Raw genomic sequence first — 19786 nt, 5'->3', positions numbered from 1 at the left:
TCATTTGCAGTAAGTGCTGCTCTTACCACCTCAATCATGGTTCCAAAATTAATTTTCAATTTCATCTTGTGTTTTGTTTCTGTCTCTTTTTTGATTCTGTCATAAATTTTCTTAATGTGGTTTAATTCTGCAATACTGCTAATTTGTGGGATCATAATTTGTGGATGGACCTTTACTTTTTTCTTTGTTAGTTCTACTAGTGCATCAAATACTGCTTGAATCTGCATCTCGTATATTTCGGGATATGTAATTCCTACTCTTACACCCCTGTGTCCCATCATTGGATTGATTTCAGCTAATTCTCTTGCTCTTTTTAAAATAATTTCTGCTTTGTTAACTCCATTTGTATCTCCACCTGCTTTTAATTTTTGAATTCTTTCAACTAATTCTTCTGGATTTGGCAAGAATTCGTGTAGTGGTGGATCTAATAATCTGATAGTTACTTCATATCCTTCCATTGCTTGAAGGATTTCAATAAAGTCGCTTTTTTGGAGTTGACCTAATTTGCTTAAAATTTTACTTCGGTCTTCAATATTTTCCGCCATTATCATTTCTACAAATAAATTGATTCTGTCGCTACCGTTGAACATTCTTTCAGTTCTGCATAATCCAATACCTTGACCTCCGAATCTCCTTGCAAGTTTTGCTCCTTCAGGGGTATCTGCGTTTGCTCTAATTCCTAATGTTTTAGTTTTTTGAGCCCAATCTAAAATTTGTTCAAAGTCTTTTGTCATTTGTGGTTCTACTGTTGGGACTTCGCCAATAAAGACAGTTCCTACACTTCCATCTATGGTAATTGTATCTTTTTCTTTGATAGTTATACCATTTGCAGTACATGTGTTGTTTTCATAATTGATTTTTAATTCTGGGCATCCTACAATACATGGTTTTCCCATTCCTCTTGAGACAATTGCTGCATGAGATGATTTTCCTCCCAAACTAGTCAAAATCCCTTCTGATGAAAAAAAGGCTGGAACATCTTCTGGTTTTGTTTCTTTTCTTACTAGAATCACTTTATTTCCTGCATCCCCTAATTCTATTGCTTTTTTTACATCAAATACTACCATTCCACTTGCAGCTCCTGGTGATGCTGCAATTCCTTTAGCTAATTGTTTATAATTTTTAATTTTTGATTCATCCATTGTTCTATGAAGTAACGCTTCTAATTGTTGAGCAGGGATTCTTACAAGTGCTCTATTTTTACCAATTAATTTTTCTTTAACCATGTCTACTGATGTTTTTACAAGTGCACTTGCACTCATTTTTGCAGTTCTTGTTTGCAATAAATAGAATTTCCCTTGTTCTATAGTAAATTCAATATCTTGTGGTTCTCTGAAATGCTTTTCTAATTTTGCACAAGCATTACTTAATTCCTTATGTGATTTTGGCATGTCTCTTTTTAGAAATTCAATATTTGTTCCTGTTCTTACTCCTGCAACAACATCTTCACCTTGGGCATTGATCAGGTATTCTCCTTCTAACTCTTTTTTACCGTTGTTTCCGTTTCTTGTAAAGACAACTCCTGTTGCACTATCGTCTCCCATATTTCCAAAAACCATTGCAACAACATTTACTGCAGTACCATTTGCAATATCTTTTGTGATGTTATTTTTTTCACGATAAACTATTGCCCTTTCTCCCATCCAACTTTTAAAAACAGCTTCAATTGACAATACCAGCTGCTCATTTGGTGTGTCTGGAAATTTTCTTTTAGTATGTTCTTCACAGATTTTTTTATATTCTGATACAATATTTTTTAAAGATTCTACACTCAGTTTACTATCATCTGTAACTCCTTGTTTTTCTTTTGCAGAGTCTAAAACATGGTCAAATTTTTCATCATTTACTCCAAACACTACTTTCCCAAATAACTGAATAAATCTTCTATACGAATCCCATGAAAATCGTGGATTTTTTGTTTGTTCTGCAAAACCTTCCACTGTTTTCTCATTTAGCCCTAAATTCAAAATTGTATCCATCATTCCGGGCATTGAGATGGCAGCACCCGAACGGACTGAAACTAGTAATGGATTTTTTGTTGAATTCCATTTTTTCCCTGTCTTTTTTTCCATTTTTGCAATGTTTTTCATTACTGCAGGCATGACATCTTTGGGGAGTTTCCCATTGTTATCATAATACTTGTTACAAACTTCAGTTGTGATCGTAAATCCTGGTGGTACTGGAAGTTTTAGACGGGTCATCTCGCTTAACCCTGCTCCTTTTCCACCTAGAAGCATTCTATTTTTACTATCTGCCTCTTCAAATGCATATACTGGTTTTGTTTTTACCATGCAAAATTGCGTAAATTTTTTGGCTTTTTAAACTAATGCCTTGGCAAATTCTGAAATTATTTTATTCCAATCTTTTGCTTTGATAATTCCACTTGCAACTAGGATGCCTTTTGATCCTAATTCTACAGCTTTTGCTACATCTTCGCCAGATACAATACCTGCACCACAAAGTAGTTTTGTTTTATTTTTTGAATTATTTATTATGCTAGCAGCTTTTGAAATCAATTCTGGTTGTTCTTTTGATACTGCCTTTCCTGATCCAATCAATTCTGGAGGCTCTATTGCAATATAATCTGGATTTAATTTGACATATTTTTTTACTTCTGCAACATCTTTGACACAAAGAATTGATATCATTTTCAATTCTTTTAATTTTAAAACTAATTTTTGAATTTCTTTACTTGAAATTCTATGCTCGCTGTGATTAATTAGAGATCCTTTTACTTTGGATTTTTTTAGCAACTCTGGAATGATGAACCCTGTGGTACTTCCAATTTTAGAGTCATCGATATGCTGAGCAAAAATTGGAATTGAACTATTTGCAACTAATCCGACTAAATGTTGAGGTGGGGATATTGCAATTTTTATTTTATATTTTTTTGATACATTTTCAGCAATTTTTACAAATTTGATTATTTTATCTCCTGAAATCTCTTCATAGTTTTTACAATTTATGACAAACATCTTTCTTTGAAATTTTTTGTATGGTATTTAATTCTTCATTGTGATTAAGATGCATTTGCTCTAATGTCGTATCTTTTTTTCATTCCTAATACAATAATCATTAGAATCAATCCTGACATGTTAGTCCCAATAATGAATACATCTGAGATAATTATGCCATATAACAACCATAAAATTGAGCCAGCTGCAATGAAAATCATCAAAAATTTTGAAACATCTTTGAGTCTTTTAGTCTTGTATCCTTTGTAGATTTGTTCCACCCAACCCATTAAAATTAAAATTCCTGCTGTAATTCCCAATAATGTTAAAAGAGTTCCATCGACTTCCATTATCTATTCTAACTCCAAAAAAATTCATCTAATCCTGTTTGTTTTGGTTTTCCTAAAATTGTATCAAAATCTAAATCCATGGATGATGTAATTTGCTCTAATGTTGATTCCATAAACTCCATGTATTTTTTTGAATCAATCTCTTCTTTTTTTGCCATTTCTACAGGTTTTACACCTGGTTTGTTTAAAATTTTAATAAACGAAATCCTGTCTCCTTTTTTTATCTCTCTAATTGTTTCTAATTGTTTTGCAGCTCTGATGTGCTGAGGGATGGTTTTTGTATATTCTGACGGAGCTTTACTAAGCATCACATTGAATGTCAAGTCTTCCAGTGGAATTTCTTTTGCTTCTACTTTTTTACCACACGTTGCAATCTTTTCTGAAATCTGCTGTTTTGCTTTTACGAAATCTTCCACTGTTTGGACTTTTGATAATACCTCTAGTAATTCATAAAATAATTTTCTGATAAATGGCGGTGTGTGTGATTTCTTTCCTGTAAGTCCTTTGACATCAACACTTCCATCATTTGTTACTCCAAGATAATTTTTCTTTCTATTACTTAACACACAGTATCTGTATGTTTTATCAATCTCCAAATCTACTCCATGGTCTTTTTTTGCTTGCTCAATCACTGTCTGGATTTGTTCTTTAGTTGGTTTTTTAATGAATAATGAATCTGTATCTCCGTATAATACTTCAATTCCTGTAGATTCACATTTTTTAATTGTCTCTAAAATCGTATGTCTTCCTATGGCAGTGGTAGCTTCTGCCACTGGTAGAAAATATAATGGAAATATCTCTGCACCCATTACCCCATAGCTTGCATTCAGTATGACCTTGAGCGCTTGACTGACTACTGTATATTGCTGCCTTTGTTCATCAGTTAGAGTCTCTTTTTTTGATAAACTCTTGTAATAATTTACTCTCAAATCCCTTAGTGAACCGATAATCATTGATGTTAGTCCATTTCTTTTAGAGCAAGCCCAATGATTTGTCTGCTCAATAATATTTTTCTTACATTCTTCATGAGAACATCTTACCGTTTCATATGATAGATTTCTGACTTTGATGATGCTAGGATACAGGCTAGCGAAATCCATTACCACTACATCAAAATGAATTCCTTCTTTTGGTTCTACCACTAAACCTCCGCGATATTTTTTATCTTTAATGACTGCATCTGATAATACTCCTTCAGATCTTCTTTGCAACTCTTCTCTTTTTGGAATTAAGCAGTTTCTTCTTCTATGTTCATAGTATAGCAGACTCCTAATCCATTGAGATACTCCCATCCTAGCAATATCGTCAATTGGCATTCTACCAATTCTTGCAATGATGACTAGTAGATTCATTAGCAAATCTTTGTTGAAACTGGTAAGCTCAAATGTTAGTAGCGCATCGTTGTAACAATAATTTGCAGTTTGATAAAGGGATAATTGATCAAATTCTAAACCATAATCTATCTTTTCTTTACCAAGTAGAGCTTTTGATACGCTATTTAGTGAAAAATTTGTATACTTTTGGCTGAATGCATAAATTTGAAATGAGCGATTAGAAAGTGTTCTATACAAATCAAGATGAACGCCTTCCTTTAATGTTGCAGAATCTCTCATCATATAAAATGGATTTTCAGAATTTTTTATCCCTAATCTCTCTGCCCTATTGTAAAGATAGGGTAAATCAAATTCATCTCCATTATATGTTACTACAAATGGAAATTCCTTAATGATTTTAAATGCATCATGAATCATTTCTTTTTCTTTGTCTAATTCATAAAATGTAATTTTGATATTTTTCTCTAATTCATTAACTCCTTCCTCAGTTCCTTCTGTTTTGAGAACAAAAATCTGATCGAATCCATCTGAGCCTTTCATTCCAATTGCTGTCACTTTTTTTTCAGCAATTTTTGGATCCGGAATTCTTCCTATCTCTGCTTCAACTTCGATATCTACACTTAGTCTTTTTATTTTTGGAATCGGCTGATTTAGTAAGTCTGCCCACTCTGTTATGTATTTTTTAAATTCTTCAGCATCCACCATACTTTTACTATCTACTTTATCCCAAAGCAAACTTTTCAATGCGATTTTAACTTCATCCGAAATTTCCAAATCATGTGGTTTTAGCTTTTTATCTACTATCTCATAATATTTACCAACAATTAACTTTCTATCGTAAAGATAGTTTTCATAATATTTGATGTCAGATTCCCACGTTTCAATTACATTTCTGATACTTTTATCCCCTGCAGTGCCACCAATTGCTAGCGGATCTGCAACTGTGATTTTTGACATGTCAATTTCTTTATCAGTAATAAGATCAAATTTCTTAACAGTTTTGATTTCGAAAACATCTTCCCTTTCTTGAAGAAAATCTAATTCGTCAGGTGATAATCTTGAATAACAATAAGGTTTGTGTCCTGTTTCATCCTTCCATAAAATTAGTTTTTGAGATTCAGGATTGTAGAATTTTAAAACTGCGGATTTTGAATTATTGTCATAAGTGGCAGAAACAAGCATTGATGGAGACATTGATTCAACTTGTTCAGTATTTGTAAGATTTACTTGCATTTTATTACACGGAATTCTCGTATTTGCTGACTAGTTTGCTTGCCCATTTTGAAATTTCATTTTTGTCCAGTTGAATTACTTCCACTCCTGCCTCCTTTAGTAAATCATAATCTGTTTCAGGATATGAGTCAAGACATACAAATTTTTTAATTCCAATTGTTATTGCCATTTTGGTGCATTCCAAACATGGGACGAATGTTGTGTATAATACTGCGCCCTTTATACCAGCTTCAATTCCTAAAATAGCACAATGCATTATTGCATTTGCTTCTGCATGATTACAAAGACATCTATCTAATGATGCACCTGATTCTATCTTTCCCTCCATTCTGAGCTGGCATCTCTTACATCCTCCTTCAAAACAATTTTTGATTCCTGGTGGTGTTCCATTATACCCTGTTGCAAGCTGTCTGTGATTCCTAACAATCACTGCGCCTACCTGTCTTGTCATGCAGTTTGAACGAAGCTTTGCCAATTCTGCTTGAAGCATAAAGTATTCATCCCATCCTGGCCTATCAAAAGAATCACTCACACAGATTGTCTTTACCTGCTCAATATATGGATCACGCTAATTCTAGTTTTTCATGCGATCAGTTTTGAACAATTTGAAAATACTTGAATAAAAAAATACAAAAACTTCTTTAATCTCTTATGGTCTTTTGATTTAATGGTAAGCTATTCTGCACAAGTGAACGTAATTCACAAAAAATTTGAAAATGCTGTTAAAAGAGCAAAAACCAAACAAGCTCTAAATAAAGCATACAGTGTTCACAAAAAAGATCATGAAACATTATTGAAAAAACATCTTCGTGAAGAAACTGTGATGATAAACAAAGCAAAGAAAAAGCTAGAATAAAATTTAGTTTTTTAATTTTTATTTTTCGTATTTTACGGGTTCTCTAGTATTTTTTCTTTTTTTTAAAATTTGCATGATTTTGTTTTGAGTGAAATTTTTCAAGAAATGCTTGATGAAATTTTTAATTTTTAGGCCTTTTCTGGGCTCAATTCTCTCTTTATCTTGCAATTTTTCTATTTATTGATTTTTCTGATATTTTCATGATAAAACCACTGCTCAATTTTGAGTAATGGATAGTATTTTGCTATACGAAAGCATAAAATCAATAAATTGTGATTAATACTATAACTTGGAACAATATCTTGAGAAAAAATATGTTCAAAAAAACTCTATAGAAAAACGTGATTATCAGGTAAATCTTGCAAATCAGGCAATTGAAGAGAATTGTATTGTTGTTTTACCTACGGGATTGGGAAAGACTGCCATCGCATTACAAGTAATTGCTGAATATCTGTCAAAAGGAACTGGTGGGATATTATTTTTAGCTCCTACTAGGGTATTAGTAAATCAACATTATGAATTCTTAAAAGAACATCTTACGTTGGATGACATTTCATTGATAACTGGTGAAGATGCAATTCAGAAACGAACTAAACTTTGGAATAATAGTGTAGTCTGTGCAACTCCTGAAATCGCTAGAAATGATTTGAATAGGGGGATTATCACTCCTGATCAATTCAGTCTTGTAATTTTTGATGAAGTTCACAGAACAGCTGGGGATTACGCATATTCTGGAATCGCACAAAGTTTTGAAAATTCTCCTGCAAGAATTTTAGGAATGACAGCTACACTTCCAAGTGAAAAAGAAAAGGCAACAGAGATTTTAACAAAACTTCGAATTTCTAGTGTTGCTGAACGACGAGAAGATAGTCCTGATGTAACTCCTTACACTCAAGAAACTCATACCGAATGGATTAATGTGGAACTTCCTACTGAACTAAAAGCAATTCAAAGATTATTGAAATTGGCATTAGATGAACGTTATTCCATTTTGAGAAAAAATGGAATTAGAATGGCCGAACAGCAATCACTTTCTGCCTTGTTGAGAATACGACAATTTGTATTAAATCAGAATAGACGCTCGGCGAAACCTCTTTTTACTGGAATTAGAATTCACTATGCTCTAAATATTCTTGAAGCTCATGGAATTACGCCTTTTCTAAAATTCTGTGAGCGTGCACAAGCAAAAAAAGGTGTAGGGGTAAAGGAACTTTTTGAAGTAGATCCTAATTTTACAAAGGCCATTGAACTTGCAAAAGAAGCCCAATCGCGAGGAATTGAGCATTCTAAAATTCCAAAATTAAAAGAAATTCTTGAATCTGTTCCGGGTAAGGCTTTGATATTTACCAGCTATCGTGATTCAGTAGATCTTATTTTCAATAAATTAACTGAAATGGGTATTTCAGCTGGAATCTTGATTGGGAAAGCCGGTGATGCTGGTTTAAAACAAAAAAAGCAAATTGAAACCGTACAAAAATTTCGAGATGGTGTTTTTCAGGTATTGGTTGCAACGCGTGTTGGTGAGGAGGGTCTTGATATTGCTGAGGTAAATCAAGTTATTTTTTATGATAACGTTCCAAGTTCAATTCGATTTATTCAAAGAAGGGGGAGAACTGGAAGAAAAGATACTGGCAAACTAGTAGTGCTAATCGCAAAAAATACTATTGATGAGACATATTATTGGATTGGAAAAAGAAAGATGACTGCTGCAAAATCCATGGGAGATAAAATGACAAAGATTTTAGAACAAAATCAAGAAATTGAATCTCAGAAAACCGGATTGGATGCTTTTCTCTAGATTTTATATTGCTCGGAAATTAATTCCATAATTTTTTGTTTTCTTTGAATGATCTTATTTTTCATTCCTGATTCTAAATGGTGGATACTGCTTTCCTTTGCGATTAGTAAATTTTCTAGTCTTAACTCAAATTGATTTTTTAGAAAACCCATTATTTCATCAAATCCTCCATCAATTTCTAAATTTTCAAATGATTCTTTTGCCAAATTAGAAATTGATTTTTCCAGATATGTCAGAATCTCTTCTAGTGTTTTTTCATTTAATAATCCCATGAATAATTTTCTCTATATTTCCCCAAAAAATGTTGTGTATTTTATTTTGGTTTAAAAGGTATGGAAATTGATTTATTACTTCTAAACTATTTTTTGATATCTCTATTTGTTGCCTTCAAAAAATACAAAATCTAATGATATGGTGAAATTATTAGAGAAAGAAAAAGAATTACATTGCCTAATTCGAGCTGATTTTGAGAAAATCACTCAGAAAATCGATGATAATTTTGAAAAAATAATAAAGTCAAAATCATCATGATTAGGTTTACTCGAATCTTTTGATAATGTGATATCCAAATTCTGTTTTAATTGGCTCTGAAATCTCACCAATTTGTAGCTTGAATGCTGCCTCTTCAAATGGTTTTACCATCATGCCTTTAGTAAAATAGCCTAAACTTCCATCTTTTTTTGCACTACCTGAATCGATTGATAATTCTTTTGCTAATTTGCCAAATTTTTCACCATTATTGATTCTCTCCATTATTGCAAGTGACTCACTTTGTTTTTCAACCAGTATGTGTGAGCATTTGATTTTGACTGCCATTGCTGGATGCTGAATTAACTAATTCTTATTTGTTTTCCATCCTGTATTTTTAATTAACTTAATCTTGATGTTTACGATAAATACGTAGAACAATTTATTATGTTAGTCATATGTGATTATATGATGAGTGATTATGTGGATCCTTCATTGCTTGTTAAATTTAGATTTGTTGATGAGAAAAAATCTGAAATTGCACTATTGACTTTTGAGCAGTATTCTAACATCAAAGATTTACCTATAACAAAAGAATGTAAAATAGTTAAAAACCAAAAACCTACCTTATCAAAAAGGGATGTTGCTGCTATCAATAAAAAAATTGCTTCTTTATCAAAATCTCACACTCAGAAATTGGCTGAGTGATGTTTGTCTAGAAAAACAAAAATGATTAATTCTATTAGTTCTTGATATTCATATGTTTGAAAATTTATGTGGGAATTGTAATCATAAAAATTGTTGTACCGACTCTGCAGTTCCATTAGTGTTTTCAAATGAAATACAAAAAATCATGAAAATTGAGCCTGTTCTTGAAAAATACATCCAAACAAAAAAAATTAATGGTAAGAATATCAATACCCTCAAAAAGAAAAATAATTCAACCGAATGTGTTTTTTGGAATGCAGAAACATCTGGTTGTAGTATTTATGACTCTAGACCAATTGATTGTAAGTTATACCCATTTGATGTTATGTATTTTAATAATGCATATCACTGGATTGTGTATTCCTGTAATGAAAATAGTGATTGGGAGTGGAGTGAAAAATATTTGGAGTTTTTTGAGTCTGATGATGGTTTTTATGAATTAATGCAGAATATTGATATTTTTACTGCACATACAAAAATGATTTTGCCAAAAGAATCTAAAAAAACACCTTATGTTATTTTACGAAAAATTAATTGGCATGATGATGCTATTTTATAATTCAAAACTAAATGATTTTTTTGTGTTTGTATAAAGCATAAATGATTATCCAATATCCAGCATACCAAAACAGATTAACTGGATGGGCAAGTTCAAACTGATCTGAAAGTTCTAGATAGTAATACCATGTATCCCCTATGGTTAATGATAAAATCCCTATGACTAATATCATCCACGCTTTCCCTACTAATCCATTTCGGAATATTGTTGAGCCTAAAATTGCAAATGCTAAAAGAACTCCTGCAGATGAAACAAAAACCAATCCATAAAAAAAATCAAATCCAACTTCACCCATTTCAGTCAGTGCTGAACTTGAATAACTAATCATTATCAAAAAAGGCAGTAAAATAATCCATATTTTGTATTTGTTTGAAAAACTAGCAAAAAATCTAATGTTGAGAATGAGGTATGTTATTGCTAGTGGATATTGCAGGAAAAAGAATATGTCTGCAATTGAAGGATATGGATCTAATTGTAAAACTATATCGTAGATCAGATAAGTCACTTCACCTAAAAATATCCCCAGATATGCAAAACCTAAAAAAACATACGATTTTCGATAAATTCCAGCATCCATGTATTTTATTGCAACTATGAATGCAGCTATTGTGACTATTAGTGGATTAAGAAAAGAAAAAATTGAAATTATTAAATCTGCATTTTCAATACTTGAAAAATTATTCACATAGGTATGGAAAATAAATACTGAAAAAATAATCCCTGCAATTACTTTGATATTTATGTTTGTGTCTAATTTTTCAGGTACTATGTTGGGTTTAGACAATTTATCTCTGCTTTTGATACTTTATCATGTATATATCAAATGATGTTTATTGTACACGAATAAATGAATTACACATGTCTACAAATTATAAAATATTGGATGGGGTGTATTCCCCACAATTTTTCAATCTTTGGAATCTCTTTAAAACAAATCCAGCTGTTTCTCTAACATCTCGACTCTGATCGTTTTCTAAAGTTCGAATTCTATCTTCCACTTCGAAAGCTCGCATCAATCCTAATGCTTCTATTGCTTCATGTTTTGAAAGAATGCTTTCATCATTTAATGAAACTTCTATTAAAATTGGAATTTTATCTCTAAAGTTGCGTGCCGCAATCTGAAAACTTGCTTCATGTTTTACAACTCCATTTGAATCGTTTTTTAATACCCATTCCATTAGGTCTGCAACTTTTTGACGCATAATGTCATTTCCCTTAGTCTCTTCGGCCAATTCTCCTGCTAGCCAAACAGCATCCCATCTCCTAGATTCGTCATCATTGTTTTTTAGTGTCTCTTCACAATAATTGAATCTCTCATCATTAGGCATCTTTCTAATATCATTTTCATCAAATACTTGAATGGCCAATACCCAAATCTGGGATTTACTATTTATTAAAAATACCTATAATTCCCATAAAAAAAACTAATAAACTAGAATGATGTTTGTATTATTATGTCTGGGTTAGATCACTTGTTAGTTAAATCATTAAATGAAATTATTGAAAAGAATTTGGGTGCAAAAACCGTCAAGAAAATTGATGATAGACTATTTGAAAAATTTGGAATTTCGCTTGCTCAATCAATTGAAGAATTTGATAAGCTTGATCTTGTTTTAAGAGAATTTTTTGGCAAAGGCGCAGATGGGATTGAGAAAAAAATATTTGAAAATATTTTTAAATCTAAATCAAAAAAATCAAAGGATCAATGGTATACTCTTTCTGACACTTATGTGAACACTATCATTTTGCAAGCATATGGTGATATGGAAAAGAAAAAAATTATTGAATCAGTATCTGAATCTCCAAAAATCATTAATGACATTTTAAAAGATTGTCAATTACCGAGAACATCTGGATATCGTAAAATCAATAGTCTTATTGATGATGGATTGATATATCAATCAGATCAAATCATTCTCGACAATAAAAAAATTAACAAATATGCTTGTGCTTTCACTAATTTGAAAATAAATATAGAAAAAAATAAGTTGACTGTTGATGTCCAGTTAAGTGCTACAGATATTGCCCAAAGTTCAATATTTCAGACAATTCTGGTATAGATTATTTGTGAATAAGATCATACTATTAAGCAACATTATTGATTCCAAATATGGGATTAATTGCAAATTAAACTAAGTGGTAAAAACTCAAAGTTTGGATATTATTTTATTATCATTGCTGCTGCCCTTTCGGCCCTTGTCCATGTATTGTCAAAACCGATGTTGGGAATGGGGGATAACATAATTGAAATAAATCCAATTTTTATGACGTTTCTGATTTATATGATCTGTACAGCATTTTTTACGCCTATAGCCAGAAAAACTGACTCCGTCCGTAAATTTTCTCAAAGGGATATTTTGTTTATGGCCTTAATCGGTTTGTCTGAAGTAGCAGCTCTAACTACATATTTTTTCGGATTACAAAACTCTTCTGCAATCAATGCATCTCTTTTTAGCAATGGTGAAATAATTTTTTCTTTGATATTGGCAATGGTAATTTTTAAAGAACGTATTAACATCAAAGAATGTATTCCATTTTCTATGATTATAATTGGAATGATGATAATTCCAATTGCTAATAGTATTTTTCAAAATGGTATGAATTTAGAACAAATTGCCACTGGTGATTTATTGATAATTCTTTCTGGACTTCTTTATGCCGCTGATATTACAATATGTAAGTATGTTGGGGATAAATATGATGCCCGAAGAGTTACTCAGATTACATCTTTTTTCTGTGCAATAATCGCACTGACCTTTTTAGTCCTACTCGAAATCCCAATGAGTTTTGATATTTCTTATCTTCCAAATATCGTGGTTATCTCCATACTGGGAACCGGCATGTCTACGTTGTTATTTTTTGCAGCCTTGAAATTAATCGGAGCCGTTAGAACTGTATTACTATATTCAACAACATCTGTTTTTGGAATAATTTTTGCAGGAATATTTCTATCAGAAACAATTTCAACTGTTGATTTGATTTCCCTTGGGTTGACTTTAACTGGGATATTCTTTTTAAGAAATAGATTAGCCGAATCTGAATCCGAAAACTCAACAATAAAAAACGACTCTAATAAATTTGAACAAATTTTTAATAAATGAGACTGCTTCTCATAAACTTAATTTCATCTGCTATTGTGACTGACTGATTATTTCTTATATATAATAAAAGATTAACTTATTACTTAGATTATCAATACCAAATATGGGATTGACAATTAAAAATTGTGTTATTGTAGATGATGATGTTCAAATCACTGAACTATTTTCTGAATTGATGACTATCCAGGGATTGGATGTTTTAGGTATTGGTCATAATGGGCTAGATGCAATAAAACTTTATGAAAAATATAACCCTGATGTTCTTTTCCTAGATGTAGAGATGCCAAAATTAAATGGAATTGAGGCACTAAAAAATATTAAAAAAATTGATTCATCAGCAAATGTGATAGTTGTCACTGGTAGCACTTCAAATAATATTCAAAAACAACTAGAAGAAAATGGGGCTACTGAAATTGTTCACAAGCCTTTTGATATTCAAAAAATCAGCAAAATAATTGATTCTCTTAACAACACAGTTTCAATGTATCAATAAACAAATTCTATTTTTTATTTTAATCCCCAAGATGTTTTATTGTTTGGAATGATCTTCAAAAATGGTGCCTCCTTTTCATCCCATGGATCTTTTCTAACCCATTCAAATTTTTTATGAAAAATCTCATAGAATTTTTTAAATTCTGGTCCACATTCAATAATTTCTATTTTCCCTTGAATACAAATTGCTTTATGATTCCCTGATTTGTAAATGTCTATTACAATTCCTATTTTTGGATTTTTTTTAATGTTTGAAAATGTCCGAGTCTTGTAATCTGTTGCAATTAAAATATTGTTTTCATAGAAAATATATGATACTGGCTTTACATGAGGAATATCATTATGTGATGTTGCTATTCTTGCTTCTTCTAGTGATTTTAGAAAATCTATTTCTTTTTGATTAAATTCTATCAATTGAATATTCGTTCTCTTATTTCTGGTATGTGTTTGTATACAATATCTCTAATTTTCATCTGATCCTCTGCAGTTGGTGCCTCTTTTTGTGCACTCAATATTGCCCCTCCCATACCAAGCGCCATGCCCATCACTATGCCATATACAAATTCTTGAGGGTTTTCAACTTTGAGTGTATCTTTATTTTCTTTTATGTCTTCAAGATAAGCTGGAATTGTAGATACTGCACCGTTAATTACTTGAATAATTATCTCTTCAAATGGTTCTTCACTCATATTGCAATTCCTTGTAGAATTCTTAATAAATTTGTGCCTAAGATATTTAATCCCGCCTTACCGAAAATGGCCATGTTCTCCTTTTTCACAACTAATGAGGCAAATGCTGCACTTCCTGATGTAATTAAAAAGTTTGAGTATGCTCTTTCTAAAAAAAATGAAGTATCTAAACTAGAACAGCAAATTCAGATGAGTCTTTCAACTACAAATTCATTTGAAGAATTCATCACATTAAAACAGAAATTAAATTCAGCAGTTACCAAATTCTATGAGGCGCTGGAAATCCTTGAAAATACTGGAGTTTCTGTAAAAAGTATTGAACAAGGACTACTTGATTTCCCTTCAAAACGATTTGATGAGGAAGTTTGGCTATGTTGGAAATATGGTGAGACAGAAATAAAATTCTGGCATGAAAAAGATTCTGGTTTTATGGGTAGAAAGCCAATTGAAGTAAGCGATGAATCTCTAGTTTGATTATTCTTCACTTGCTTTTTTGATAAAATTTTTTACATCGATTGTTTTGAGTGGCTTTGAAGAGTCCCACAAGAATGAACATAATGTGAAAATATTGTCTACCATTTCATTAGAGTTTGTGCACAATGAAAAATCTGAATCAGATCCTGAATGCTGAGATGAAGCAGCATGATCGGACATTATCATTTTTTTATCTTTTTGCACTATTATTCTTCCTTTTGATGGTAGTTTGCCAATTTTTGTTTCAGTGGCATTAAATCTTTTAACAAAAGGTGCTAGTTTAGGATCATTCATGTCTACTAGTAATCTTACAGTTCCACCGTTCTTTTCACATATGCTAATTTTTTCAGGAATTGTACTGTGATACATTCTTGAGACATCATCCAAAGTTGTAGCTATGTAAATCGTGTCTACTGAATTTTCAATTAATTGTGCAATATCTGCATAGATGTTTTGTCTTCCTTGAACTACTCTAAATGTGGGAACTGTGTTAATTTGGTTTGATGTAATTTCATCGTTGATTTTATCAATGATTGCTTCTCCTAGTTTTTTGATTTTATTTACCTCGTCTTCTTTTTTACTTAGGGCAATTTTTAACGCATCATGAGGATCTGATGCTATACATAATTTGGGACTAGATAGTGTAGTTGAAATAATATTTCTGCTAACTAGTCTGTCTACTGTCCTATACATTCTTGCTCTATCAATATCAAGCTCTTTTGCAAGAGCACTTGCAGTGATTGGACCTGCTCTGAGTAAATTCAGATAGACTTTTGCCTCCAAGTCATCAAGATCTAAAATCTCTTCAAGTTCTATTGCTATTCTACTTACTTGATCTTGGTATGACATCCTTTTCTCTCTCCCATATCTAATAACCTAGACTCGTTTTGTATAATTGCATTTAGTATTTTCGCAGAACAACTATGCTTTACAAAATATTTTCCCCTCATCATCGATGAAAAATTTAGATCATAATAGAACTAAAGGCTCTGTTTGTGCGTTAGCACACACAAAAAACAAAATATGTTGTTTTTTTATTACAACAATTTTTTTTGATGTTCATTTTTATGAACATTATTTTCTAATTGTTATTATTTTATGATATTCAATATGTGACAATTCATTTTAAAAAATGTCCAAAGTGAAGACTATACTACATTAAATGCAATTACTGAGATGACAATCATTGCTACCACATGTTTTGTTCCAGCAACATAAGACCCGGACCCAATCTTGCCTGCAGCAAGCCCTCCGAATACTGCTTCAATTATTGCCATGTTAAATAATGCTGATTCTAATTTTTCAATCTCCATGCTTGCAAGAGAGCCAAATAATCCTTGAGTGCCACTTCCTGATGCCAGTAATCCTTCTTGGACTTTTTCAATTTCTGTGAAAAAACTTGTAGTAAGTAATACTGCTACTGCCAAAAATACGGCAAATGAAATGTAAATTGTGTATGTGTATGGCTGAAGAGCTGATTTTCTACTTTTTTCAATATTTTGCATATCTGATACGTGTTTTTGAATCATTTCCAAATTTTCAGATACATCTCCGCCAATTTTCATTGCCATCTCAAGTAATACTGTAACACGTCGGGCTACTCTAGTTCCTGTTCTTTCTGCAAAATTTTCAAATGCATCCTCGATTGGGGTTCCCCAACTAATGTTTGCTCTAAGATTTTTTAATTCAGGAGTTAGTGCACCTAGATTTCTTTCCCCTGCTTGTTCTATTGCCTTGATCAAATTTGCCCCACTTTGAACAGAGCTTAACAATGCAAGCAAAAAAACAGGCAGATTTCTATCAATACTGTCTCGTCTTTGCACTTCTTTTAGTTGATGTACTGTTAAAGGGATGATTCCTACAAGTATGCCAAAAATTAATCCCACGTCTCTAATTGTTGTTGAATCCGAATATTCTGAAAAATAGAAACTCATTGAAATCACACTAATTGATGCAATAATAGAAAATGATATTGTTTTCAGAATATCATTTTTTAAAATTGATTCCTTAGGTTCAATTTTTGTTACACGTCTCTTTTTTATTTTTCTTTTTTGTTTGCTTTGTACTCTTTCCATTTTGCTACCTCTTTGGCACCATAGTGTCCATCATTACTAGCATCAAAACCCCGCTAAGTGGAATTACTGCAAATGTTAGAATATTCATTAACGTTATCAAATCAAATCCTGCAAGACTTGGACTCATTATTCCCATAATTGATAGCATGATTACTGCTAGTAATGGGAATACAATTAGTAAAATGGTATAAATTTCTGCAACACTGCCTAATGATTCAGTAGTTTTTTGCATTAACATCTTTTTTTCTTCAAGCTGAACTTTTGCAGTTGCATTGAAATACTCTTTGAGATCTCCTCCTGATTGAACAGTAACTACTGCACCTTCTAGTAATTCTGAATATGGTCCAGTTGGAGTTCTATGAATCAAATCTTTAATGGCACTAATCAAATCCATGCCTAAAATGTCAATATTTCTTACAATGAATCGGGCGTCTTTTACAATGTCTTCCTCTGTTTCTTCTTTTGCAATTGCCTTGAAAATACCCTCCAATGTAAGACCACTTGTTGCCAATGTTGACATGTATCCAATAAAATGTGGTATCTCCTCTACTAGTTTTGAAGACCTATTTGTAACTCTGACTTTTGGAATTACTTGCAATATTCCAAATGTTATTCCAAAAAACATGAATCCTGCCAGAACAGGAAGTAAAATACTAAGACTTGCTGGTTGTATGCTGATAAACTGTGCCATAATTAATGCCAAAACTGCACCACAAATACCTGTAATCAAACTAAAGAAAATCATACTTGAAACATATACCTCAAATGGAATTGGCATCATTGCCTGCTTGATTGATTTATCTAATGATTTTAATTTTGGATGTAAAAATTTTACATGCTCATTTAGTAGTTTGTAGCTATAAACATGAATTTGTCCCACTGACTCTTCATCATTCTTTTTTTGTTTTTTTCCAATTAAATTCATGATTATACCTCTAGTCTTTTCCTTTCATAGAATCTTTCTGGGTCTGCATAATACTCCATCACATTTACAGTAACTTCTTTATGATCACGGATGTCATTTTTTACCATCCATTCTAACGCTAATCTTCTTTTTGTTAATTCATAATTGATCTTTTCTTCACTGTCTCCATCTCGTTCTTTGAGTTTTCTAAAAATTACACTGTTTCCCATATAGTCATGAGTATCTGTTTTTGGATTCCATCTAAAAATCTCATGTGTTCTAATCTCTCCAGTTGTTTCATGAATGCCGTCTATTTCTGAAACTTGGATAATTCTTCTAGCTGATTTATTGCCTACTCTGATTTTTAATTGAAGTGTGATTAAATCAAGACTATTTGCGATTAACGCTTTTGGAACATCCATCGGAGATGATGTTAATCTGGTAAGTGTTGCATCTACAGAATCTGCATGAATTGATGAAAACCCTCCGTGACCTGTGGCCATTGCCTGAAAAAGTGTATATGCTTCCCGTCCTCTTGTCTCTCCAACAATTATGATGTCTGGTCTCTGTCTGAGGGCTGCCCTTAGGAGGTCAAATTGATTAATTTCACCGATTTGTGTGTCCGTAAAGTTTTGACGTGATACTGCCGGAATCCAGTTTTCGTGAGGTAGATTTAGCTCCTGAGTGTCTTCAATACTGACTACTTTTTCTCCCGGTTTGATAAATGAGGCCAGGGCATTGAGTGCCGTGGTTTTACCACTGGCAGTTCCTCCCGCAATAAGCATTGTTGATTTCTTCTCAGCCAAATACCACATGAATGCTGCAATGTCAATAGAAACTGTCCCAAATTTTATCAAATCAATAATTGTTATTGGATCTGCCCTGAATCTTCTGATTGTAAATGTGCTGCCTCTTTTGGTAATTTCATGGCCTAATGTAAGATTAATTCTACTTCCATTTGGGAGTGACGCATCAATGATTGGATCTGCCATGGAGACATGTTTTCCACAAATATATGCCATCTTTCTTGAAAAATTATTTAGCTCTGCATCTTTTTCAAATATGATGTTTGTTGGCATGGATTCATGCTCTCTATGCCATATGTATATTGGAATATTAGTTCCGTCACAACTGATTTCTTCTATCATGTGGTCTCTCATTAGTGGTTCTATTTTTCCCAGATGAACAAAATCTCTAATTGCAAAATAATTTATCTTGTCAATATTTTTTTTTGGAATGTTTAATCTATATTTTTTAATCATTGATGAAATTTTCTTTTTTAATCTTCTCTCAGCATCTTTTTTTGATTTGATATCTTGAAGTGATACTGTAAGCTCTGTCATTAATAATTTTTTAATAATTTCAAATGCTTTTTGATCTCTCTCTGATAATACTGGTTCAATTACTTGATATCTTAAACCTCCTTTTGCTGTTGGGTCTTTAATGATACCTGCATGTATCTCATTATTGTCCCATTCTAATTTTGATAATGTCATAAATTGAGGAATTTTTGTATCTGTCTCCTCATTTTTAGAATCTATCTCTTTTTTATTTTTATCCTGATTAATAGTCTCTTTAGTATCAACTTGTAATTTTTGCAATCCTGATAATTTTTCTTTGAATATGTTTAGCCTCAATTTCGTGTTTTATACATCTCTAATGCGTTTTAACGCATGTTCGTTCATATGAACAGCATTTTCCTTTTACTATTCATCTGCTTAAGAAAACAACTGAGATGGCTGATATGTTCATACTTTATGAGGTAAAAAAAATTGTTTAGGAAAAAATCTA

At 31.9% G+C, this 19786-nt stretch carries 24 protein-coding genes; 9 read left to right on the top strand and 15 right to left on the bottom strand.

All coding sequences use genetic code 11. The annotated features are described in order from the left end of the window. The 5 genes from ppdK to ACW9W3_RS10035 all read right to left on the bottom strand — a co-directional run. The coding region (ppdK, locus tag ACW9W3_RS10055; protein ID WP_457766011.1) for a pyruvate, phosphate dikinase at positions 1 to 2291 on the bottom strand (2291 nt) is incomplete at its 3' end. A 27-nt stretch (positions 2292 to 2318) separates the two neighbouring features. Next, positions 2319 to 2975: a triose-phosphate isomerase gene (gene tpiA, locus ACW9W3_RS10050; protein ID WP_457766010.1), complete on the bottom strand. Its 657-nt coding sequence runs from the start codon at positions 2973 to 2975 to the stop codon at positions 2319 to 2321. 44 nt (positions 2976 to 3019) lie between these two features. Next, the gene (locus ACW9W3_RS10045) at positions 3020 to 3304 is read right to left on the bottom strand and encodes a SemiSWEET family sugar transporter (RefSeq protein ID WP_457766009.1); all 285 of its coding nucleotides are present in this window, start codon (positions 3302 to 3304) and stop codon (positions 3020 to 3022) included. An 8-nt stretch (positions 3305 to 3312) separates the two neighbouring features. Continuing rightward, positions 3313 to 5871: a DNA-directed DNA polymerase I gene (locus tag ACW9W3_RS10040; RefSeq protein ID WP_457766008.1), complete on the bottom strand. Its 2559-nt coding sequence runs from the start codon at positions 5869 to 5871 to the stop codon at positions 3313 to 3315. 4 nt (positions 5872 to 5875) lie between these two features. Continuing rightward, entirely contained in the window at positions 5876 to 6361 is a 486-nt protein-coding gene (locus tag ACW9W3_RS10035; protein WP_457766012.1) for a deoxycytidylate deaminase, read from the bottom strand. A 177-nt stretch (positions 6362 to 6538) separates the two neighbouring features. On the opposite strand from ACW9W3_RS10035, the gene ACW9W3_RS10030 reads away from it, so the two are divergent. Both ACW9W3_RS10030 and ACW9W3_RS10025 read left to right on the top strand, forming a co-directional pair. Beyond that, entirely contained in the window at positions 6539 to 6727 is a 189-nt protein-coding gene (locus tag ACW9W3_RS10030) for a hypothetical protein (protein WP_457766007.1), read from the top strand. Positions 6728 to 7016: 289 nt separating this feature from the next. Further along, positions 7017 to 8525 carry a DEAD/DEAH box helicase gene (locus ACW9W3_RS10025; RefSeq protein ID WP_457766006.1) on the top strand — a complete coding sequence of 503 codons (1509 nt, stop codon included), beginning with the start codon at positions 7017 to 7019 and terminating at the stop codon, positions 8523 to 8525. On the opposite strand, the gene ACW9W3_RS10020 is transcribed toward ACW9W3_RS10025, so the two are convergent. Further along, complete coding sequence (locus tag ACW9W3_RS10020) at positions 8522 to 8797, bottom strand: hypothetical protein (protein WP_457766005.1); 276 nt, start codon at positions 8795 to 8797, stop codon at positions 8522 to 8524. The genes ACW9W3_RS10025 and ACW9W3_RS10020 overlap by 4 nt on opposite strands. A gap of 109 nt (positions 8798 to 8906) precedes the next feature. On the opposite strand from ACW9W3_RS10020, the gene ACW9W3_RS10015 reads away from it, so the two are divergent. Beyond that, a complete protein-coding gene (locus ACW9W3_RS10015; protein WP_457766004.1) occupies positions 8907 to 9056 on the top strand; it encodes a hypothetical protein in 150 nt (49 codons plus the stop codon). 6 nt (positions 9057 to 9062) lie between these two features. Here the strand turns inward: ACW9W3_RS10015 and ACW9W3_RS10010 are convergent, their stop codons facing one another. Further along, a complete protein-coding gene (locus tag ACW9W3_RS10010; protein ID WP_457766003.1) occupies positions 9063 to 9341 on the bottom strand; it encodes a peptidylprolyl isomerase in 279 nt (92 codons plus the stop codon). A 99-nt stretch (positions 9342 to 9440) separates the two neighbouring features. On the opposite strand from ACW9W3_RS10010, the gene ACW9W3_RS10005 reads away from it, so the two are divergent. After that, positions 9441 to 9701 (top strand): hypothetical protein, encoded by a 261-nt coding sequence (locus tag ACW9W3_RS10005; protein ID WP_457766002.1) that lies wholly within the window; start codon positions 9441 to 9443, stop codon positions 9699 to 9701. A 52-nt stretch (positions 9702 to 9753) separates the two neighbouring features. After that, positions 9754 to 10260 carry a YkgJ family cysteine cluster protein gene (locus ACW9W3_RS10000; RefSeq protein ID WP_457766001.1) on the top strand — a complete coding sequence of 169 codons (507 nt, stop codon included), beginning with the start codon at positions 9754 to 9756 and terminating at the stop codon, positions 10258 to 10260. A 7-nt stretch (positions 10261 to 10267) separates the two neighbouring features. On the opposite strand, the gene ACW9W3_RS09995 is transcribed toward ACW9W3_RS10000, so the two are convergent. Both ACW9W3_RS09995 and ACW9W3_RS09990 read right to left on the bottom strand, forming a co-directional pair. Then, complete coding sequence (locus ACW9W3_RS09995; protein ID WP_457766000.1) at positions 10268 to 11044, bottom strand: histidine kinase; 777 nt, start codon at positions 11042 to 11044, stop codon at positions 10268 to 10270. Between the two features lie 85 nt (positions 11045 to 11129). Next, positions 11130 to 11627, bottom strand: a complete 498-nt coding sequence (locus ACW9W3_RS09990) for a HEAT repeat domain-containing protein (protein ID WP_457765999.1) — start codon at positions 11625 to 11627, stop codon at positions 11130 to 11132. Positions 11628 to 11714: 87 nt separating this feature from the next. Here ACW9W3_RS09990 and ACW9W3_RS09985 point away from each other — a divergent pair, with 87 nt between their 5' ends. From ACW9W3_RS09985 to ACW9W3_RS09975, 3 genes are all read left to right on the top strand, one after another. Then, positions 11715 to 12320, top strand: coding sequence for a hypothetical protein (locus ACW9W3_RS09985; protein ID WP_457765998.1), 606 nt, complete (start codon positions 11715 to 11717; stop codon positions 12318 to 12320). Positions 12321 to 12380: 60 nt separating this feature from the next. Then, complete coding sequence (locus ACW9W3_RS09980) at positions 12381 to 13361, top strand: DMT family transporter (protein ID WP_457765997.1); 981 nt, start codon at positions 12381 to 12383, stop codon at positions 13359 to 13361. A gap of 103 nt (positions 13362 to 13464) precedes the next feature. Further along, positions 13465 to 13854 carry a response regulator gene (locus ACW9W3_RS09975; RefSeq protein ID WP_457765996.1) on the top strand — a complete coding sequence of 130 codons (390 nt, stop codon included), beginning with the start codon at positions 13465 to 13467 and terminating at the stop codon, positions 13852 to 13854. Between the two features lie 14 nt (positions 13855 to 13868). Here the strand turns inward: ACW9W3_RS09975 and ACW9W3_RS09970 are convergent, their stop codons facing one another. Beyond that, the gene (locus tag ACW9W3_RS09970; protein WP_457765995.1) at positions 13869 to 14267 is read right to left on the bottom strand and encodes a pyridoxamine 5'-phosphate oxidase family protein; all 399 of its coding nucleotides are present in this window, start codon (positions 14265 to 14267) and stop codon (positions 13869 to 13871) included. Beyond that, a complete protein-coding gene (locus ACW9W3_RS09965) occupies positions 14264 to 14542 on the bottom strand; it encodes a hypothetical protein (RefSeq protein WP_457765994.1) in 279 nt (92 codons plus the stop codon). The genes ACW9W3_RS09970 and ACW9W3_RS09965 overlap by 4 nt, the downstream gene beginning before the upstream one ends. A gap of 72 nt (positions 14543 to 14614) precedes the next feature. Between ACW9W3_RS09965 and ACW9W3_RS09960 the strand changes: the two genes are divergently transcribed. Further along, positions 14615 to 15016: a DUF2203 family protein gene (locus ACW9W3_RS09960; RefSeq protein WP_457765993.1), complete on the top strand. Its 402-nt coding sequence runs from the start codon at positions 14615 to 14617 to the stop codon at positions 15014 to 15016. Here the strand turns inward: ACW9W3_RS09960 and ACW9W3_RS09955 are convergent, their stop codons facing one another. The 4 genes from ACW9W3_RS09955 to ACW9W3_RS09940 form a co-directional block, all read right to left on the bottom strand. Continuing rightward, positions 15017 to 15865 (bottom strand): TrmB family transcriptional regulator, encoded by an 849-nt coding sequence (locus ACW9W3_RS09955; protein ID WP_457765992.1) that lies wholly within the window; start codon positions 15863 to 15865, stop codon positions 15017 to 15019. A 299-nt stretch (positions 15866 to 16164) separates the two neighbouring features. Further along, positions 16165 to 17091 (bottom strand): type II secretion system F family protein, encoded by a 927-nt coding sequence (locus ACW9W3_RS09950; protein ID WP_457765991.1) that lies wholly within the window; start codon positions 17089 to 17091, stop codon positions 16165 to 16167. Between the two features lie 4 nt (positions 17092 to 17095). After that, positions 17096 to 18016 (bottom strand): type II secretion system F family protein, encoded by a 921-nt coding sequence (locus ACW9W3_RS09945; RefSeq protein ID WP_457765990.1) that lies wholly within the window; start codon positions 18014 to 18016, stop codon positions 17096 to 17098. 2 nt (positions 18017 to 18018) lie between these two features. Continuing rightward, entirely contained in the window at positions 18019 to 19632 is a 1614-nt protein-coding gene (locus ACW9W3_RS09940) for a type II/IV secretion system ATPase subunit (RefSeq protein ID WP_457765989.1), read from the bottom strand. Between the last annotated feature and the right edge of the window lie 154 nt (positions 19633 to 19786).

The sequence above is a fragment of the Candidatus Nitrosopumilus sp. bin_68KS genome (assembly GCF_054095825.1).
This window is presented reverse-complemented; position numbering and strand designations above follow the sequence as displayed.

What these genes read in the sequence shown, in the direction of transcription:
- tpiA (WP_457766010.1), bottom strand. Translation starts at nt 2,975, where the DNA reads ATGTTTGTCATAAATTGTAAAAACTATGAAGAGATTTCAGGAGATAAA.
- ACW9W3_RS10045 (WP_457766009.1), bottom strand. Translation starts at nt 3,304, where the DNA reads ATGGAAGTCGATGGAACTCTTTTAACATTATTGGGAATTACAGCAGGA.
- ACW9W3_RS10040 (WP_457766008.1), bottom strand. Translation starts at nt 5,871, where the DNA reads ATGCAAGTAAATCTTACAAATACTGAACAAGTTGAATCAATGTCTCCA.
- ACW9W3_RS10035 (WP_457766012.1), bottom strand. Translation starts at nt 6,361, where the DNA reads ATGCTTCAAGCAGAATTGGCAAAGCTTCGTTCAAACTGCATGACAAGA.
- ACW9W3_RS10030 (WP_457766007.1), top strand. Translation starts at nt 6,539, where the DNA reads ATGGTAAGCTATTCTGCACAAGTGAACGTAATTCACAAAAAATTTGAA.
- ACW9W3_RS10020 (WP_457766005.1), bottom strand. Translation starts at nt 8,797, where the DNA reads ATGGGATTATTAAATGAAAAAACACTAGAAGAGATTCTGACATATCTG.
- ACW9W3_RS10010 (WP_457766003.1), bottom strand. Translation starts at nt 9,341, where the DNA reads ATGGCAGTCAAAATCAAATGCTCACACATACTGGTTGAAAAACAAAGT.
- ACW9W3_RS10005 (WP_457766002.1), top strand. Translation starts at nt 9,441, where the DNA reads ATGTTAGTCATATGTGATTATATGATGAGTGATTATGTGGATCCTTCA.
- ACW9W3_RS10000 (WP_457766001.1), top strand. Translation starts at nt 9,754, where the DNA reads ATGTTTGAAAATTTATGTGGGAATTGTAATCATAAAAATTGTTGTACC.
- ACW9W3_RS09985 (WP_457765998.1), top strand. Translation starts at nt 11,715, where the DNA reads ATGTCTGGGTTAGATCACTTGTTAGTTAAATCATTAAATGAAATTATT.
- ACW9W3_RS09975 (WP_457765996.1), top strand. Translation starts at nt 13,465, where the DNA reads ATGGGATTGACAATTAAAAATTGTGTTATTGTAGATGATGATGTTCAA.
- ACW9W3_RS09965 (WP_457765994.1), bottom strand. Translation starts at nt 14,542, where the DNA reads ATGAGTGAAGAACCATTTGAAGAGATAATTATTCAAGTAATTAACGGT.
- ACW9W3_RS09960 (WP_457765993.1), top strand. Translation starts at nt 14,615, where the DNA reads ATGTTCTCCTTTTTCACAACTAATGAGGCAAATGCTGCACTTCCTGAT.
- ACW9W3_RS09955 (WP_457765992.1), bottom strand. Translation starts at nt 15,865, where the DNA reads ATGTCATACCAAGATCAAGTAAGTAGAATAGCAATAGAACTTGAAGAG.
- ACW9W3_RS09950 (WP_457765991.1), bottom strand. Translation starts at nt 17,091, where the DNA reads ATGGAAAGAGTACAAAGCAAACAAAAAAGAAAAATAAAAAAGAGACGT.
- ACW9W3_RS09945 (WP_457765990.1), bottom strand. Translation starts at nt 18,016, where the DNA reads ATGAATTTAATTGGAAAAAAACAAAAAAAGAATGATGAAGAGTCAGTG.